We start from the raw sequence: 16,756 nt of genomic DNA on the forward strand, positions 1-16,756 counted from the left end.
CCAGATCGCGATCGATAGCGTTGAGGCGTGGCGATCGTGAACGACGTGAAGAAGGCCGTGGCCCTGGTGCGCAAGGCCGTGCGCGCGCGCAACGCGCACCGCGAGGTCCGCCAGGCGCTCCGGGAGCGGGGTCCGCTGGAGCGCGGCGCGTTCGAGATCGCGGTGTACTTCGCCGACAGCGACGTGAACATGTACCAGATGCGGCAGTGGTACCGCCCGCTGCAGGAGCTCGCGCGGACGTGGCCGGTGCTCGTGATCGCGCGCAACGCGTCGGGCGCCAAGGCGCTGCTCGACGACGGCGCGCTGCCCGTGGCGTTCGCGCCCGAGATCAAGCACATCGAGAAGTTGCTGCGCCGCCAGCCGCTGCGCATCGTGCTGTACGTGAACCAGAACACGCGCAACTTCCAGATGTTCCGCTACGGGCGCCGCTGGCACGTGTTCATCAACCACGGCGAGTCCGACAAGATGTACATGACCACCAACCAGTACAAGGCGTACGACTACGCGCTGGTGGCCGGTCAGGCGGCGCGCGATCGGCTCACGCGCACCCTGTGGAACTACGACCTCGACGCCCGCACGATCGAGATCGGTCGTCCGCAGGCCGATCACTACACGGGATCGGTGCCCTACACGCCCGACGAGCGCACCGTGGTGCTCTACGCGCCCACGTGGGAGGGCGATCGCCCCGCGGCCCACTACGGCTCGGTCCGCACGCACGGCGAGGCGCTCGTCTCGGCACTGCTGGCCGACCCGCGCTACCGCGTGATCTACCGTCCGCACCCGCGCAGCGGCGTCGTCGATCCGGCGTTCGGCGAGGCGAACCGGCGCATCATTCGCGCGATCCGCGAGGCGAACCAGGCCGATCCGGCCGCGCACCACGTGTACGACGACAAGCCCGAGCTGGGGTGGCAGCTGTCGGCGGCCGATGTCGCGATCGTCGACATCTCGGCGATGGTCTACGACCGCCTCGCCGCCGGCAAGCCGCTGCTCGTGACGCGCCCGGCCGACGAGCGGGCCTCCGTCGATGAGGGCGGCTACCTGGGCGCGTGCGAGTGGCTGCGCGCGGAGGACGCGGCCGACGTCATCGCGCAGATCGAGCGCGTCCGCAGCGATCCCGAGGTCACCCAGCGGCTGCAGCACTGGGTGCGCCACTACTTCGGCGACACCACCCCGGGCGCGCCCACCGCGCGCTTCCACGCGGCGATCGAGCGCCTCATGGGGGAGTGGAACGCCTGGCACGCCCGCTCGGGCGACGAGGTCGTCGACGAGGACGAGGACGACGACGAGTCGGAGTGATCCTCAGCGGATCGCGTCGCGGACGGATCCGCCGGTCTCCTCGAGGCGCTCGGCGGCCGCATCGGCCGTCACGCCGAGCAGGTGCGCCACGAGCGCGACCTTGACGTCGCCGCCGGCCGCCGCGAGGGCGTCGCGCGCGGCGTCGGGCCCGAGGCCGGTGGCGTCGCAGAGGATGCGCACGGAGCGATCGCGCAGCTTGTCGTTGGTCGCCACCACCGACACCATGAGGTTCGACCAGGTGCGCCCGAGCGCCACCATGAGCGCCGTCGAGAACCCGTTCAGCACGAGCTTCTGCGCCGTGCCGGCCTTGAGCCGCGTGGACCCGGTGATCACCTCGGCGCCCGTGTCGAGCGGCAGATCGATGTCGACCTCGCGCCCGATGGGGCTGGCCGGGTTGCTGGAGACCAGCGCGGTGAACGCGCCCTTCGCGCGGGCCGCCTCCAGGGCCGCGGCGACGTAGGGGGTGGTGCCGCTGGCGGTCAGGCCGATCGCGACGTCGTCGGGTCCGACCTCCGCTGCCGCGGCGGCGCCCTCGGCGCGCGAGTCCTCGGCGTTCTCGACCGCGTTGACGATCGCCGCGTCGCCGCCGGCGATGTGCGGCACGACCCGCCCGGGCGGGATGTTGTAGGTCGGCAGCAGCTCGGCAGCGTCGAGCACGCCCAGGCGCCCGCTCGTTCCCGCGCCGAAGTAATGCACGCGGCCGCCGCGGCGCATCCGGTCGGCGGCCTCGTCGACCAGCGCCGCGATCCGCGGCAGCAGCGGCTCGAGCGCCTGAACCGCGACGGTATCCTGCTCGTGCAGCAGGCGGAGCACCCCCAGGGTGTCGGTGCTATCGAGCTCCATCGACTCGGGGAGTCGGCGCTCGGTGGGCGGCAGTTCGGAACGCATCGTCTGAAATTATCGCACTTCGTGAACCGGGCGTGTATTTTTTTCATCACGCGGCGCCACGCCGTGCGCGGAGGGGAGCAACGTGACGGGGACGGAAGAGGGCGACGTGTTCGTCCGGCTGCGCAGGGTGATCCCTGCGCTGAGCAAGGCGGAGCGGCGCATCGCCGAGACGACGATCGCCGATCCCCGCATCGTCGTGGACTCCACGATCACGCGGCTGGCCGACGTGTGCAGCACGTCGCCGGCCACCGTCGCGCGCTTCTGCCGCTCGGCCGGCTTCGGGGGATACACCGAGTTCCGCCTCGCCGTCGCCTCGGCCGCGAGCCGCGCGGCGGCGGTGCGCGATCGCTTCCGCATCGACGACGCCGAGATCGGCCCCGACGACTCGGCCGCCGACGTCGTGACGAAGGTGGCGTTCCAGGAGTCGAAGGCGATCGAGGAGACCGCGCGGCACCTCGACCTGCGCGCGCTCGACGCCGTGGTGGGTGCGCTGCGCGGGGCCAGCCGCATCCAGGTGTACGGCGCGGGCGCGAGCGCCCTGGCGGCCGAGGACATGCAGCAGAAGCTCATGCGGATCGGCCTGCCCGTGTGGTCGTCGGTCGACCCGCACGTCGCCCTCGTCGGGGTCGCGCAGTCCGCGCCCGACGACGTCGTGATCGCGATCTCGCACTCGGGCCGCACGCGCGAGGCCAGCGAGCTGCTCGCGGTGGCGCGCGAGCGGGGCGCCACGACGGTGGCGATCACGAGCGTGCCCGACTCTCCCGTGGGGGAGCAGGCCGACCACGTGCTCGCGACGAGCGCGCACGAGTCGCGCTTCCGCCCGGGCGCGATGTCGAGCCGCAGCGCGCAGCTCGCGGTGGTCGACTTCGTGATGGTCCGGCTGCTACAGGGCACGTACGACGCCGCGAGCGACCGGCTGCAGCTCACGCGCGACGCGGTGGCCGCGCATCGCCTGTCGAACGGACGTCACGCCGCGCGATCGAATGGGTCGCCCACGTAACGGTTCTGAAAAACTATTACGAACTGTTGCGAACTTGCGGTTACGATTTCCGGAGCACACAGACAGCGCGGCCTGCGGGCCGCATGAACGATGGAGTCGCTATGCGCTCACGCATCATTTCCGTCGCGGCGCTCGGCACGGTCGCCGCGCTCGGCCTCGCCGGCTGCTCGTCCGGCGGCGGTGACACGGACGACGGGACCAACGCGGAGGGCGAGACCCTCGACGTCTGGATCATGGAGAGCGGCAACCCCGATGCCGCGACGGCGTTCTTCGACGAGGTTGGCGCCGCCTTCAAGGAGCAGACGGGTGCCGATCTGAACGTCGAGTACATCGCCTGGTCCGGCGGCCAGGAGTACTTCACGACGGCGATCGCCGGCGGCGAGACCCCGGACGTGGCCGAGGTCGGCACGACCTGGGCGCTGCCGTTCGCCGAGGCCGGCGCCCTCATGCCGCTGCAGGACCGCATCGACGAGGCCGGCCTGGGCGATGGCCTCGTCGAGGGCCTGGCCGAGACGGCCCGCGTCGACGGCGAGCTGTACGGCATGCCGTGGTACGCCGGCATCCGCTCGCTCGTCTACCGCGCCGACATCTTCCAGGAGCTCGGCCTCGAGGCGCCCACCGACTGGGACTCGTTCCTCGCCACGGCGCAGGCCATCAAGGCCGCGCACCCCGAGATGGCCGCCTTCGCGGTCCCCGGCGCCGCCGAGTTTCCGTTCTACCCGTGGATCTGGGGCAACGACGCCGAGATCGCCACGCAGGACGGCGACGAGTGGGTGTCGGAGCTCGACAGCCCCGAGGCGATCGAGGCGGTCGAGTTCTACACCGGCCTGCAGACCGAGCACGGCCTGTCCACGGCCGGCGCGGCCGATTGGACCGAGGTCGACGTGCGCGACGCGTTCACGAACGGCGAGCTGGCGATGGCGATCATGCCGAACCAGTACCCGGGCCTGATCCTCCAGGACAACCCCGACATGGAGGGCAAGATCGACGCGGCCCCGATCCCCGCCAAGGACGGCGGCGTCGCCGGCAGCTTCATGGGCGGCTCGCACCTGAGCATGTTCAACACCGCCGAGAACCAGGACCTCGCGTGGGAGTTCATCGAGCTGATGACCACGGGCGAGTTCGCCCAGCAGTGGGCCGAGGAGTCGGGCTTCTTCCCGGGTGAGCAGGGCGCGCTGGACGCGTTCCTGAACAGCGAGGACCCGATCGTCTCGGCCTACGCCACCCAGCTGCAGGAGGGCGCCCGCGTCGTGCCGAACACCCCGCAGTGGGGTGCCGTGCAGGCCGAGGCCGTGGTGACCACCGCGCTCCGGTCGATCCTGGTCGGCGAGGCCACGGTCGAGGACGCGATGACGAAGGCGGCCGAGGAGATGACCGCCACGCTCAACGCCGGCTGATCGCGTGTCGTCAGTCGTTCAGGCACCGCCGGCCGTTCCGGGCACCGCGCCCGGAGCGGCCGGCGGCCGTCGCCCGGGCGCGGGTCTGATCTCGCGCTTCCGTCCGGCGCTCCTCCTCGCCCCCGCCCTCATCGTGATGGGCGTGCTGCTGCTGTGGCCGCTCATCCGCGTCGTGATCATCTCGTTCCAGGACTACGGCCTGAAGGAGATGAATCAGGGCACCACCAACTTCAACGGCGTCGACAACTACGTCGAGCTGTTCACGAGCGAGCAGCTGTGGAGCACGGTGCTGCCGAACACGGTCGTGTTCGCGATCCTCGCCGTGGCCTCCACCGTCGCGTTCGGCACCGGCGTGGCCGTGCTCATGTCGAACCTCGGCGTGCTGTGGCGCACGATCGTGGGCGCCGCGATCATGGTCGCGTGGGCGATGCCCGCCGTGACCGGCACCTACGTGTGGATGTGGTTCTTCGACACCGACAAGGGCCTGCTGAACACGTGGCTGCAGGGCATCGGCCTGCAGGACGAGCCGTTCAACTGGTTCACGAACCGCTACACGTTCTACGCGGTGGTGCTGCTGAACATCGTCCACCACGGCTTCCCGTTCGTGGCCGTGACGGTGCTGGCCGGCCTGCTCGGCGTGCCGAAGGAGATGCTCGAGGCGGCCGAGATGGACGGCGCCGGCCCGTGGCGCCGCTTCTGGCAGATCATCGTGCCGAACCTGCGCCAGGTGTTCACGGTCGTGATCATCCTGTCGACCATCTGGGACATGAAGATCTTCACGCAGGTGTTCCTCATGCCCGCCGGCGACGGCCGCAATCGCGACGTGATCAACCTGGGCACGTGGACCTTCATCCAGTCGTTCGGGCAGGGCCGCTACGGATTCGGATCGGCGATCGCCGTCGTGCTGACGCTGCTGCTGCTGGCCGTGACCGTCGTGTACGTGCGCACGCTCATGAAGGAGGAGGAGCTGTGAGCGCCTCGACCCGCCGCCGTCGCGGCGCCCTGGGCCGCGGCGTGCTCGTCGCGCTGCTGCTGGCCTTCACGCTGCTGCCGGCGTGGCTCATGGTCGCGACCGGCTTCGACGCCGAGGCGAACCGCGGCGCCGCGCTGATCCCGCGCGAGTTCACCCTCGCCCACTTCCAGACGATCTTCGAGCGCGGGCAGTTCGGGCAGTTCCTGCTGAACTCGGCCTTCGTCGCGCTCATCGTGGTGCTGGCCAGCGCCGTGCTCGCCCTGCTGGCGAGCGTCGCGGTCGCGCGCTTCCGCTTCCGCGGCCGCTCGGCCGTGCTGATGCTCGTGCTCATCGTGCAGATGGTGCCGCTGGAGGCGCTGCTGATCCCGCTGTTCCTGCAGATCCGCGACCTGCAGCTGCTGGGCACGCTGCTGGGCCTGATGGTCGTGTACGTGGCGCTGTCGCTGCCGTTCGGCATCTGGATGCTGCGCGGCTTCGTGGCGGCCGTGCCGGTGGAGCTCGAGGAGGCCGCGTACCTCGACGGCGCCTCGTGGGGCCGCATGTTCCGATCGGTCATGCTGCCGCTCGTGATGCCCGGGGTGGTGGCGACGAGCATCTTCTCGTTCATCACCGCCTGGAACGAGTTCATCTTCGCGCTCGTGCTGCTGCGCACGAACACCGAGCAGTACACGGTGGCGATCGGTCTGCGTCAGTTCTTCACGCAGAACGGCAACGACTGGGGCGCGATCATGGCCGCCTCGACGATCATTACGATTCCCGTCATGGTGTTCTTCGTGATCGTGCAGGGCCGGCTCTCGAGCGGCCTGGTCGCCGGCGCGGTGAAGGGCTGACGTGGCCGACGCGCTCGAGCGCCTCGCGAACGCGGTGCTCATGCCCGGCTACCTCGCGCCCCGCCCGCCCACATGGGTGGAGCGGGAGCGCGAGGCCGGGCTGGCCGGCGTCGTGCTGTTTGCCCAGAACGTGGGATCGGGCGTCGTCGACGCGTCGGGCGGGTTCCTCGTCGCGATCGACGAGGAGGGCGGCACCGTCACCCGCATCGACTCGGCCGGCGGATCGCCGCTGCCCGGCGCCGCGCAGCTCGGGGCCGTGGACGATGTGGAGGCCACGCGGCGCGTGGGCCGGATGCTGGGGGAGCGCGCGGCGCTCGTCGGCGCGAACATGGTGATCGCGCCGGTGGCCGACGTGAACGCCAACGCCGCCAATCCCGTGATCGGCACGCGCGCGTACGGCGCGGACGCCGAGCTGGTCTCGCGGCACGTCGCCGCGACCGTCCGCGGCCTGGCGGATGCCGGTGCCGTCGCGGTGCCCAAGCACTTCCCGGGCCACGGCGATACCGCCGTCGACTCGCATCACGGGCTGCCCGTGTCGGACGCGTCGGCGGCCGATCAGGAGGCGCTGCACCTGGAGCCGTTCCGGGCGGCGATCGAGGCCGGGGCGCGGGTGATCATGACCGCGCACCTCGTGGTGCCCGAGTGGGGCCCGGAGCCGGCCACGCTCAACGCGCAGGCGCTGGGCCGGCTGCGGGCGCTGGGCTTCGACGGCGCCATCATGTCGGACGCGCTCGACATGGGCGCCGTCAAGGACCGCTACGGCACCCCGGGGGGTGCCGTGCGGGCCCTGGCCGCCGGCTGCGACCTGCTGTGCATCAGCAATCCGGCCAACCCCGGGTCGTCGGGCGACGATGAGGCCGACTTCCTCGCCGTCCGCGATGCGATCGTCGCCGCGGTCCGCGACGGCTCGCTCGCGCGCGCCCGCCTCGAGGACGCGGCCGCGCGCGTCGCCGCCCTGCGCGCGTCCCTGGCCGCCCGCCCGGTTGCTCCGGAGGCCGCCCGCCCGGTTGCTCCGGAGGCCGCCCGCCCGGTTGCCGAACGGAGCGCCGCAGGCGCGGAGCTGAAGCGATCACCGCACCCCCTCACGCCGGCCGACTTACCGCACCCTCTCCCGCCCGCCGACGCGGCGTTCGCCGCCGACATCGCCGATCGCGCCCTGCTGCGCGCCGGATCGTGCGCGCCCTTCGCCGGCCCGCGCCGCGTGCTCGACGCGCGCGCGGCCGCCACCTGGGCGGTGGCCGCCAACGGCGGCGCCATCGCCTCGGCGATCGCCGCCGGCGGGAGCGTGGAGCGCTGGAGCGACGCGGCGGCGGTGGCCGAGGGCGAGCGCGTGGTGCTGCTCACCGATCGCCTGGCCTCCGCCGAGCAGCGCGACGCCGTGACCGCGTTCGCGGCGCGCGCGTCGGCGGGCGTCGTGGTGAACCTCGGCGTGGACCCCCTGCCGGGTGCCGTGCCGGCGTCGGTGGCCATCATCACGACGCGCGCGGCGAGCCGCCTGGGCGCCGAGGCCGCCGATCGCGCGCTGACGGCCGGCTGGGCCTAGCCCTCAGCAGCCGGGACCAGTGGGATTCTCGGCGCAGGTGTACTGCACCAGGCCGGTGTCGGCCGTGACCGCCTGCACCCGCGCGGTCGACGGGGGAGAGGCCACGAGCCCGTCGACCGGCCGCGTGCCCCACACGCCGAAGTCGGCGACGGCCGTCGATCGCAGGGTCGCGGAGAGCGTGTAGACGCCGCGGTCGCGGTAGGCGTGGCTCGTCGCGGTCGGCGTGAACTCGGGCTGCCCGAGCTGCTCCCACGTGCCCCCGCCGATCGGCACCGTCTGCGTCGTGCCGTCGCCGTAGTCGAGGACCGCCTCGACGGGCGTGAACGTGACGCTCACCGGAAGCCCGAACAGCTGCCCCGACATCGTCTGCGTCGACGCTGTGACGACGACGTTCATCGGCATGCCGACGATCGCCACCCCGCCGGGCTCGGTCCCCACCGCGGGCGTCGCGGGCGCGAACCTGACGACGTCCGCGACCGTCACGGCCGGGATCACCGGCGCCTCGGGTTCCTCGGGCTCGGTCTCCTCCGTCGCCCAGTCCTGCCAGCACAGCCCGTCGGCGCGCGGCGACTGCTGGTCATCCCGGCACGGCCCCCACCGCGGATCCGTCAACGGCTCGGGCTCGGGCTCCGCCTCCACCACCGGCGCCGTCCCGCCCCCGCCATTCCCGCCGCCACCATTCCCGGTTTCGGGCGCGGCCTGTTGCCCGCCACCGGGCTGGGTGAACGAGCCGCCGATGCTCACGCTGTCGCCGTCGTTCGAGATGTGGCATCCGAGCCAGCTCGTCGCTTCACACGAACCGGTGTCAGCCTCCGCAGCCGGCGCCAGCAGCCACGACGACGCGGTCAGGAGTAGGACGCTCCCAAGGAGACCGGTTAGGCGTCCGGACATTCTGGGCCGTCACTTCTGGCTACCGCGGCCGCGATGAGCGGACGCGGCGCGCTGACGTCGAAAGTAACCACCATCGGTTGCACGTCCGGGCGATCCGGGCTCACGACTGAACTTCCGTCGGGGCCAAGGACATCAACCTCTGAGTTGTCGATACAAACGTCAAGAACGACGACGCCTGAGTCGATGTTCGCCTCTCGCGGCTCAACGAGGGTCACACGCGACTCGCCCACTCGGACGTAGCCCTCCGCATGCATCATGGAGAACTCCTCCTTCGCGGCCGCAAGCGCGTCACCCGTCGCCAGCTCAAATAGTGGTTCGAAGGTCGCAGGGTCACCGAGATCGGTTGAATTCGCCCGGGTGACATACTCCCGGTACGTCTCCTCAGCCGCGGTGAACGCTTCCTCCTCGCTCGCGAAACCGGTGGGCGTCGGCGTCGGCGCGGGCTCGGCGTCGCCCGCGCAGCCCGCGAGTGCGAGCACCAGGAGGGCGGGCACGAGCAGGGCAGGCGATCGCATGCGACCAACGTAGATCAGCCGCCGAGCGCGCCGCGGAAGTTATCCACACCCTGGAGCGCTCGGTTGCCGCAGCGCGCACCGGGCTCACTGAGGCCTCGACTCGCTTCGCTCGCTCGACCCGTCTCCGCTGCGCGGCTGCGCCGCTTCGGTCGACGAGCCCGGGTGGTTATGGCGCGTCAATCGATTACGGCGAAGCCGCGCCGCCGGAGAGGTCAGACGGGCGCCAAGAGGTCTCGACTCGCTGCGCTCGCTCGACCCGTCTCCGCTGCGCGGCTGCGCCGCTCCGGTCGACGAGCCCGGGTGGTTGAGGCGTCAATCGATCACGGCAGAGGCGGGGTGGCGCAGCGATTCGATATTGCGAAGCTTCGGGCTGGGGTTCTTCGCGAAGTGTGGCACCCTCGTGGTGCCGTGCTTCGCGAAGGTTCTCTGGGCGCCCGCTTTCGCGAGCAATATCGAGATCGCGAAGCCGCCCCGCCGGACGGGCTCACCGAGGTTTCGGGAGCGGGCCGGTCAGCGCTTCACGGCACCGGGCTTGAAGTAGCGGGACTCCTTGCCGTGGATGGGGGAGTCGGGGGCGACGCGGCGGCCGCGGGAGGCGGCGCGGATGTCGAGCATCGTGCCGATCGCGAGGGCAAAGGTGATGCCCCAGCTCACCCACTGCAGCGCGACACGCCAGGTGAAGGGCTGGTCGTTCGCGCCGCGCAGCAGCGAGATGCCGCTCACCGCGGCTCCGACGATTCCGGTTCCTGCCACGTATTTCCGCATGCCCATGCGCTCCACGGTAGCGCGCCGGCGTCCGCGCCGCGCAGGGGTTGACGGGGCCGACGGGCGTGCGCCAGGGTCGCGGAAACCGGCCCGTCATACCGCGCTGATAGCCTGGCGAGGCCGACACGAAGGGGAGTCAATGGACCGTGCCGATCTTGTCGTCGTAGCCAACCGCCTGCCGGTCGACCGTGTGGTCGACACCGACGGCACCGAGACCTGGCGGCGTTCGCCGGGGGGTCTCGTGACCGCGCTCGAGCAGGTGATGGCGAAGACCGACGGCGCGTGGGTCGGATGGGGCGGCAAGGCCGATCTCGACATCGAGCCGTTCGACTTCGAGGGCACGCTGCTCGTGCCGGTGCCGCTGAGCGCCGAGGACCTGAAGTACTACTACGAGGGCTTCTCGAACGGCACGATCTGGCCGCTGTACCACGACGTCATCGCGGCGCCGGTGTATCGCCGGTCGTGGTGGGACGCCTACGTGCGCGTGAACCGGAGGTTCGCCGAGGCGGCGGCCGAGGTGGCCGATCAAGAGGGCTTCGTGTGGGTGCAGGACTACCAACTGCAGCTCGTCCCGCAGATGCTGCGCGAGCTGCGGCCGGATCTGACGATCGGCTACTTCCACCACATTCCGTTCCCGGCATACGGCCTGTACTCGCAGCTGCCGTGGCGGCGCCAGGTGCTCGAGGGGCTGCTCGGTGCCGACGTGCTCGGCTTCCAGCGGGTGGCCGACGCGGGCAACTTCCAGCGGTCGGTGCGGCGCATCTTCAAGTACCCCACCCGCGCGAACGAGATCGAGGTGCCCGCGGGCGACGGCGGATCGCGCAGCGTGATCGCGGCGCCCTTCCCGATCTCGATCGACGCGCAGGCGTTCATCGAGCTGTCGCAGCGCCCCGACATCCGGGCGCGCGCCGTCGAGATCCGCGAGCAGTTGGGCAACCCGAAGAAGATCCTGCTGGGCGTCGACCGCCTCGACTACACCAAGGGCATCCGGCACCGGCTCAAGGCGTTCGGGGAGCTCCTCGATGACGGCGCGGTGACCGTCGGCGAGGTGGCGCTCGTGCAGATCGCCAGCCCGAGCCGCCCCGGCGTCGAGGCGTATCAGGACCTCCGCGACGAGATCGAGCTCACCGTCGGCCGCATCAACGGCGACTACGACACGATGCACCACACGGCGATCCGCTACCTGCATCAGGGCTTCCCGCGCGAGGAGATGGTCGCGCTGTACCTGGCCGCCGACGTGATGCTGATCACGGCGCTGCGCGACGGCATGAACCTCGTCGCCAAGGAGTACGTGGCGGTGCGCACCGACAATCGCGGCGTGCTCGTGCTGAGCGAGTTCGCCGGCGCCGCCGACGAGCTGACTACGGCGCTGCTCGTGAACCCCCACGACATCGACGGCATGAAGGACCTGATCCTCCGCGCGATCAACATGCCCGAGGCCGAGCAGTCGCGTCGCATGCGCGCGATGCGCCGCAAGGTGCTCGAGAACGACGTCGAGGCGTGGGGCCGCAGCTTCATGAAGGCCGTCGACGCCGTGCGGAACAAGCGCGCCACGGGCGCCCCGATTCCGCGAGAGGTCAAGCCCACCCCGAGGAAGAAGCCGCGCGAATGACCGAGCCCACCACCGACTGGCGCACCGCCCTGGAGCAGATCGCCCGCACCGACACGCTGCTCGTCGCCCTCGACTTCGACGGCACGCTCGCGCCGCTGCAGGACGATCCGATGCAGTCCCGTGCCCTGCCGGAGTCGGCGGCGGCGATCGCGCGGCTGGCGGACCTCCCGGCGACGATCGTGGCGTACGTGTCGGGGCGGAGCCTGCCGGATCTGCGGATCATCGGCGAGCACGACGACGCGTCGAAGGTGTGGCTGGCGGGCTCGCACGGGGTGGAGTACTGGCGGCCCGCCGACGCCGTGGTCACCGAGCTCGACGAGCCCGACGAGACGCACGAGCGCGAGCTGCTGGAGCGGCTCAACGCCGAGGCTAAGCAGCTCGTCGACGGCTTCGAGGGCGCGTGGATCGAGGACAAGAGCGTGGGGTTCGCGCTGCACACGCGGCTCACCCCGCCCGACATCGCCCCGGGGATCCAGGGCGTCATCGACGCGCTCGTCGCCCGCGAGGCGCCCGGCTGGCGGCGCCGCCCGGGCCACAACCTCATCGAGTACTCGTGGCGCCACGAGGGCAAGGACGCGGCGGTGGCGCGGCTGCGGGAGCAGACCGGCGCGAGCGCGGTGCTGTTCGCGGGCGACGACGTCACCGACGAGGACGCCCTCGGCAGCCTGCAGGAGCACGACCTCGGCGTGCGCGTGGGGCCGGGGGAGACCTCGGCGCGCGTGCGCGTGGCCGACGCCCACGAGTTCGCGGAGCTGCTCAGCGCGCTGGCCGATCTGCGGGCATCCTGACCGTCCCGCGCGGCACGGAAAAAGCGGAACGCGCAGCCGTCCGGCGGCGTCGGAGCGCAGGCCTAGACTCGGTCCCATGGCCGAAGCAGTCCCCAGTGCAGCAATCGATATCAAGCCCCGCAGCCGAGTCGTCACCGACGGCATCGAGGCGACCACCTCGCGCGGAATGCTCCGCGCGGTCGGCATGGGCGACGACGACTGGGAGAAGCCGCAGATCGGCATCGCCTCGAGCTGGAACGAGATCACGCCCTGCAACCTGAGCCTCGACCGCCTTGCGCAGGCGTCGAAGGAGGGCGTGCACGCCGGCGGCGGCTACCCGCTGCAGTTCGGCACGATCAGCGTCTCGGACGGCATCTCGATGGGCCACGAGGGCATGCACTTCTCGCTCGTGAGTCGCGAGGTCATCGCCGACAGCGTCGAGACCGTGGTGATGGGCGAGCGCCTCGACGGCACCGTGCTCCTCGCGGGCTGCGACAAGTCGCTGCCCGGCATGCTCATGGCCGCCGCGCGGCTCGAGCTGGCCAGCGTCTTCCTCTACGCCGGATCGATCGCCCCCGGCTGGGTCAAGCTCGAGGACGGCACCGAGAAGACGATCACGATCATCGACTCGTTCGAGGCCGTCGGCGCCTGCAAGGCGGGCCAGATGAGCGAGGCCGACCTCAAGAAGATCGAGTGCGGCTTCGCGCCCGGCGAGGGTGCCTGCGGCGGCATGTACACGGCCAACACGATGGCGTGCATCGCCGAGGCGCTCGGCATGAGCCTGCCCGGATCGTCTACGCCGCTGAGCGCCGACCGCCGCCGCGACATGTACGCGCACCGCTCGGGCGAGGCCGTCGTCGAGATGCTGCGCAAGGGCATCACGACCAAGGACATCCTGACGAGGAAGGCGTTCGAGAACGCCGTCACGGTGGCGATGGTGCTGGGCGGATCGACCAATGCCGTGCTGCACCTGCTCGCAATCGCGAAGGAGGCGGGCGTCGAGCTCACGCTGGACGACTTCACCCGCATCGGCCAGCGCTCGCCCCACCTCGCCGACGTGAAGCCGTTCGGCCGCTTCGTGGCCCAGGACTTCGATCGCGTGGGCGGCATGCCCGTCGTGATGAAGGCGCTGCTCGACGCCGGGCTGCTGCACGGCGACGCGCTCACCGTCACCGGCAAGACCGTCGCCGAGAACCTCGCGGCCCTCGACATCGCCCCGCTCGACGGCGAGGTCGTCCGCACGCTCGACAACCCGATCCACGCCACCGGCGGCCTGACGATCCTCAGCGGCTCGCTGGCCCCCGAGGGCGCCGTCGTGAAGACCGCCGGCTTCGACGCCGAGGTGTTCGAGGGCCCCGCCCGCGTGTTCGAGCGCGAGCGCGCCGCGATGGACGCGCTCACCAACGGCGAGATCAACAAGGGCGACGTCGTCATCATCCGCTACGAGGGTCCGAAGGGCGGGCCGGGCATGCGCGAGATGCTCGCGATCACCGCCGCCATCAAGGGCGCTGGGCTCGGCAAGGATGTACTACTCTTGACGGACGGTCGATTCTCCGGCGGCACAACCGGCCTGTGCATCGGCCATATTGCACCCGAGGCGGTGGACGCTGGTCCCATCGCCTTCGTGCGCGATGGTGATCTGATCAGGGTCGATATCGCGGCCCGCACTCTCGACCTACTCGTCGACGACGCGGAGCTCGAATCCCGCCGTTCCGGCTGGGAGCCCCTGCCCCCGCGCTACACCCGCGGCGTTCTGGCGAAGTACTCGAAGCTCGTCCGCTCTGCAGCGGAGGGCGCTGTCACGGGCTGACCCGCGTCCGCGCGAAGCCACGTTCTCAGATCTCAGGAAGCAGCACATGTCTACCGACGCTCCGGCCGTGCCCCGGCCCCCCGCTCGCACCACCGCGCAAGCGCCCGTGCTCACGGGCGCCGAGGCGGTCGTCCGCTCCCTCGAGCTGCTCGGCATCACCGACGTGTTCGGTCTGCCCGGCGGCGCGATCCTGCCCGTCTACGACCCGCTGATGTCGGCGGCCAAGCTCCGCCACATCCTTGTGCGCCACGAGCAGGGCGCCGGCCACGCCGCCGAGGGGTACGCCTCGGCGAGCGGGCGCATCGGCGTCGCGATCGCGACCTCCGGGCCGGGCGCCACCAACCTCGTCACGGCGATCTCCGACGCCTACATGGACTCGGTGCCGATGCTCGCGATCACCGGCCAGGTGTTCTCGACGCTGATGGGAACCGACGCGTTCCAGGAGGCCGACATCGTGGGCATCACGATGCCGATCACCAAGCACTCGTTCCTCGTCAAGACCGCCGAGGACATCCCGGGTGCGCTGGCGGCGGCGTACGAGATCGCCACGACCGGCCGCCCCGGCCCCGTCCTCGTCGACATCACGAAGGACGCGCAGCAGGCCGAGGCGCCGTTCAGCTGGCCGCCCAAGTACGAGCTGCCCGGCTACCGGCCGGTCACCAAGGCGCACGGCAAGCAGATCCAGGCGGCCGCCGCGCTCATGGCGCAGGCGAAGAGGCCGGTCCTGTACGTGGGCGGCGGCGTGATCCGCGCCCGCGCCGCGGCCGAGCTGAAGGTGCTCGCCGAGACGAGCGGCGCGCCGCTGGTGACCACGCTCATGGCGCGCGGGGCGTTCCCCGACTCGCACCCGCAGCACCTGGGCATGCCCGGCATGCACGGCTCGGTCCCGGCCGTCCTGGCGCTGCAGGAGGCCGACCTCATCGTCGCCCTCGGCGCGCGCTTCGACGACCGCGTCACGGGCAAGGCCGCGCTGTTCGCCCCGAACGCGAAGGTCGTGCACGTCGACATCGACCCGGCCGAGATCGGCAAGATCAAGCACGCCGACGTCCCGATCGTGGGCGACCTCAAGGACGTGCTCGTCGACCTCGACGCGGCCCTCCGCGTCGCGGAGCGCACCGACCTGGACGAGTGGTGGGCGTACCTGCGCGGGCTGCAGGATCAGTACCCGCTCGGCTTCGCGCCCACGAGCGACGGGCTGCTCTCGCCGCAGCACGTGATCCAGCGCATCGGCGAGCTCACCGGGCCCGAGGCGATCTACGCCGCGGGCGTGGGGCAGCACCAGATGTGGGCCGCGCAGTTCATCAAGTACGAGCGCCCCAACGCGTGGCTCAACTCCGGCGGCGCCGGGACGATGGGCTACTCGGTGCCCGCCGCGATGGGCGCCAAGGTCGCCGAGCCCGACCGCGTGGTGTGGGCGATCGACGGCGACGGCTGCTTCCAGATGACCAATCAGGAGCTGGCCACCTGCGCGATCAACAACATCCCGATCAAGGTCGCGGTGATCAACAACTCCTCGCTCGGCATGGTGAAGCAGTGGCAGACGCTGTTCTACGACGGCCGCTACTCCAACACCGAGCTGAACACGGGCCACGGCTCCGTCCGCATCCCCGATTTCGTCAAGCTCGCCGAGGCCTACGGCTGCCATGCGATCCGCGTGGAGCGCGAGGACGAGGTGGACGCGGCGATCCAGGAGGCGCTGTCGATCAACGACAAGCCGGTCGTCATCGACTTCGTCGTGTCGAAGGACGCCATGGTGTGGCCGATGGTGCCGCAAGGCGTGAGCAACAGCTACATCCAGTACGCGCGCGATCACTCGCCGGCGTTCGCGGTGGAGGGGGACTGAGATGTCGACGCATGTGCTGAGCCTCCTCGTCGAGGACCGTCCCGGTCTGCTCACCCGCGTCGCGGGCCTGTTCGCCCGCCGCGGCTTCAACATCAACTCGCTCGCCGTGGGCGTGACCGAGGTCCCGGGCCTGTCGCGCATCACGGTGGTCGTGGACGTCGACGATCTGCCGCTGGAGCAGGTGACGAAGCAGCTGAACAAGCTCATCAACGTCATCAAGATCGTCGAGCTCGACCCCGCCACGTCGGTGCAGCGCGAGCACATGCTCGTGAAGGTGAAGGCCGACAACGCCTCGCGCTCCAACGTGATCGAGGTCGTCAACCTGTTCCGTGCGCGCGTGGTCGACTACGCCACCGACGCGCTGATCATCGAGGTGACCGGCGACCAGGGCAAGGTGCAGGCCTTCCTCAAGGCCGTCGAGCCGTTCGGCATCAAGGAGCTCGCCCAGTCGGGCCTGCTCGCCCTGGGCCGCGGCGGCAAGTCGATCACCGAGCGCGTGATGCGCGGCTAGCCCGCAGGGCTCGTCGACCGGAGGCGCGAAGCGCCGCAGCGGAGACGGGTCGAGCGAGCGAAGCGAGTCGAGACCGCGCCCGCAAGCCACAGCCACATACAGACCCCGCAACAAC

The 16,756-nt window shown here is 71.0% G+C and carries 15 protein-coding genes; 11 read left to right on the forward strand and 4 right to left on the reverse strand.

Annotated features, from left to right (window positions below):
- The first annotated feature begins 27 nt into the window (after positions 1-27).
- On the forward strand, positions 28-1,296 hold the full coding sequence (locus E3O41_RS05770) for a CDP-glycerol glycerophosphotransferase family protein (RefSeq protein ID WP_067022779.1): 1,269 nt from the start codon (positions 28-30) through the stop codon (positions 1,294-1,296).
- Between the two features lie 3 nt (positions 1,297-1,299).
- Here E3O41_RS05770 and murQ read toward each other — a convergent pair whose 3' ends face one another.
- Positions 1,300-2,184 (reverse strand): N-acetylmuramic acid 6-phosphate etherase, encoded by an 885-nt coding sequence (murQ, locus tag E3O41_RS05775; protein ID WP_067022782.1) that lies wholly within the window; start codon positions 2,182-2,184, stop codon positions 1,300-1,302.
- Between the two features lie 82 nt (positions 2,185-2,266).
- Here murQ and E3O41_RS05780 point away from each other — a divergent pair, with 82 nt between their 5' ends.
- The 5 genes from E3O41_RS05780 (at position 2,267) to E3O41_RS05800 (ending at position 7,927) form a co-directional block, all read left to right on the forward strand.
- A complete protein-coding gene (locus E3O41_RS05780) occupies positions 2,267-3,184 on the forward strand; it encodes a MurR/RpiR family transcriptional regulator (protein WP_244927274.1) in 918 nt (305 codons plus the stop codon).
- Positions 3,185-3,285: 101 nt separating this feature from the next.
- Complete coding sequence (locus E3O41_RS05785) at positions 3,286-4,581, forward strand: sugar ABC transporter substrate-binding protein (RefSeq protein ID WP_067022787.1); 1,296 nt, start codon at positions 3,286-3,288, stop codon at positions 4,579-4,581.
- Positions 4,582-4,585: 4 nt separating this feature from the next.
- Positions 4,586-5,554: a carbohydrate ABC transporter permease gene (locus E3O41_RS05790; protein ID WP_067022792.1), complete on the forward strand. Its 969-nt coding sequence runs from the start codon at positions 4,586-4,588 to the stop codon at positions 5,552-5,554.
- Positions 5,551-6,384: a carbohydrate ABC transporter permease gene (locus E3O41_RS05795; RefSeq protein ID WP_067022795.1), complete on the forward strand. Its 834-nt coding sequence runs from the start codon at positions 5,551-5,553 to the stop codon at positions 6,382-6,384. The genes E3O41_RS05790 and E3O41_RS05795 overlap by 4 nt, the downstream gene beginning before the upstream one ends.
- A gap of 1 nt (position 6,385) precedes the next feature.
- Positions 6,386-7,927, forward strand: a complete 1,542-nt coding sequence (locus E3O41_RS05800) for a glycoside hydrolase family 3 N-terminal domain-containing protein (protein WP_067022798.1) — start codon at positions 6,386-6,388, stop codon at positions 7,925-7,927.
- A 3-nt stretch (positions 7,928-7,930) separates the two neighbouring features.
- On the opposite strand, the gene E3O41_RS05805 is transcribed toward E3O41_RS05800, so the two are convergent.
- From E3O41_RS05805 to E3O41_RS05815, 3 genes are all read right to left on the reverse strand, one after another.
- A complete protein-coding gene (locus E3O41_RS05805) occupies positions 7,931-8,671 on the reverse strand; it encodes a hypothetical protein (RefSeq protein ID WP_135012152.1) in 741 nt (246 codons plus the stop codon).
- Between the two features lie 131 nt (positions 8,672-8,802).
- Complete coding sequence (locus E3O41_RS05810) at positions 8,803-9,333, reverse strand: hypothetical protein (protein ID WP_067022803.1); 531 nt, start codon at positions 9,331-9,333, stop codon at positions 8,803-8,805.
- Between the two features lie 510 nt (positions 9,334-9,843).
- The gene (locus E3O41_RS05815; RefSeq protein WP_240482226.1) at positions 9,844-10,104 is read right to left on the reverse strand and encodes a hypothetical protein; all 261 of its coding nucleotides are present in this window, start codon (positions 10,102-10,104) and stop codon (positions 9,844-9,846) included.
- Between the two features lie 133 nt (positions 10,105-10,237).
- On the opposite strand from E3O41_RS05815, the gene E3O41_RS05820 reads away from it, so the two are divergent.
- From E3O41_RS05820 to ilvN, 5 genes are all read left to right on the forward strand, one after another.
- Positions 10,238-11,710: an alpha,alpha-trehalose-phosphate synthase (UDP-forming) gene (locus E3O41_RS05820; RefSeq protein WP_067022806.1), complete on the forward strand. Its 1,473-nt coding sequence runs from the start codon at positions 10,238-10,240 to the stop codon at positions 11,708-11,710.
- Positions 11,707-12,498 carry a trehalose-phosphatase gene (gene otsB, locus E3O41_RS05825; protein ID WP_135012154.1) on the forward strand — a complete coding sequence of 264 codons (792 nt, stop codon included), beginning with the start codon at positions 11,707-11,709 and terminating at the stop codon, positions 12,496-12,498. Before E3O41_RS05820 ends, otsB begins: the two co-directional genes overlap by 4 nt.
- Positions 12,499-12,574: 76 nt before the next feature.
- On the forward strand, positions 12,575-14,287 hold the full coding sequence (gene ilvD / locus E3O41_RS05830) for a dihydroxy-acid dehydratase (RefSeq protein ID WP_067022812.1): 1,713 nt from the start codon (positions 12,575-12,577) through the stop codon (positions 14,285-14,287).
- A gap of 46 nt (positions 14,288-14,333) precedes the next feature.
- Positions 14,334-16,130 (forward strand): acetolactate synthase large subunit, encoded by a 1,797-nt coding sequence (locus tag E3O41_RS05835; protein ID WP_067022814.1) that lies wholly within the window; start codon positions 14,334-14,336, stop codon positions 16,128-16,130.
- Position 16,131: 1 nt separating this feature from the next.
- A complete protein-coding gene (gene ilvN / locus E3O41_RS05840; protein WP_067022816.1) occupies positions 16,132-16,641 on the forward strand; it encodes an acetolactate synthase small subunit in 510 nt (169 codons plus the stop codon).
- The last annotated feature ends 115 nt before the right edge of the window (positions 16,642-16,756 follow it).

The organism is Microbacterium sediminis, from assembly GCF_004564075.1.
GTDB classification, from domain to species: Bacteria; Actinomycetota; Actinomycetes; order Actinomycetales; family Microbacteriaceae; genus Microbacterium; species Microbacterium sediminis.

What these genes read in the sequence shown, in the direction of transcription:
- murQ (WP_067022782.1), bottom strand. Translation starts at nt 2,184, where the DNA reads ATGCGTTCCGAACTGCCGCCCACCGAGCGCCGACTCCCCGAGTCGATG.
- E3O41_RS05785 (WP_067022787.1), top strand. Translation starts at nt 3,286, where the DNA reads ATGCGCTCACGCATCATTTCCGTCGCGGCGCTCGGCACGGTCGCCGCG.
- E3O41_RS05810 (WP_067022803.1), bottom strand. Translation starts at nt 9,333, where the DNA reads ATGCGATCGCCTGCCCTGCTCGTGCCCGCCCTCCTGGTGCTCGCACTC.
- E3O41_RS05815 (WP_240482226.1), bottom strand. Translation starts at nt 10,104, where the DNA reads ATGGGCATGCGGAAATACGTGGCAGGAACCGGAATCGTCGGAGCCGCG.
- E3O41_RS05820 (WP_067022806.1), top strand. Translation starts at nt 10,238, where the DNA reads ATGGACCGTGCCGATCTTGTCGTCGTAGCCAACCGCCTGCCGGTCGAC.
- otsB (WP_135012154.1), top strand. Translation starts at nt 11,707, where the DNA reads ATGACCGAGCCCACCACCGACTGGCGCACCGCCCTGGAGCAGATCGCC.
- ilvD (WP_067022812.1), top strand. Translation starts at nt 12,575, where the DNA reads ATGGCCGAAGCAGTCCCCAGTGCAGCAATCGATATCAAGCCCCGCAGC.
- E3O41_RS05835 (WP_067022814.1), top strand. Translation starts at nt 14,334, where the DNA reads ATGTCTACCGACGCTCCGGCCGTGCCCCGGCCCCCCGCTCGCACCACC.
- ilvN (WP_067022816.1), top strand. Translation starts at nt 16,132, where the DNA reads ATGTCGACGCATGTGCTGAGCCTCCTCGTCGAGGACCGTCCCGGTCTG.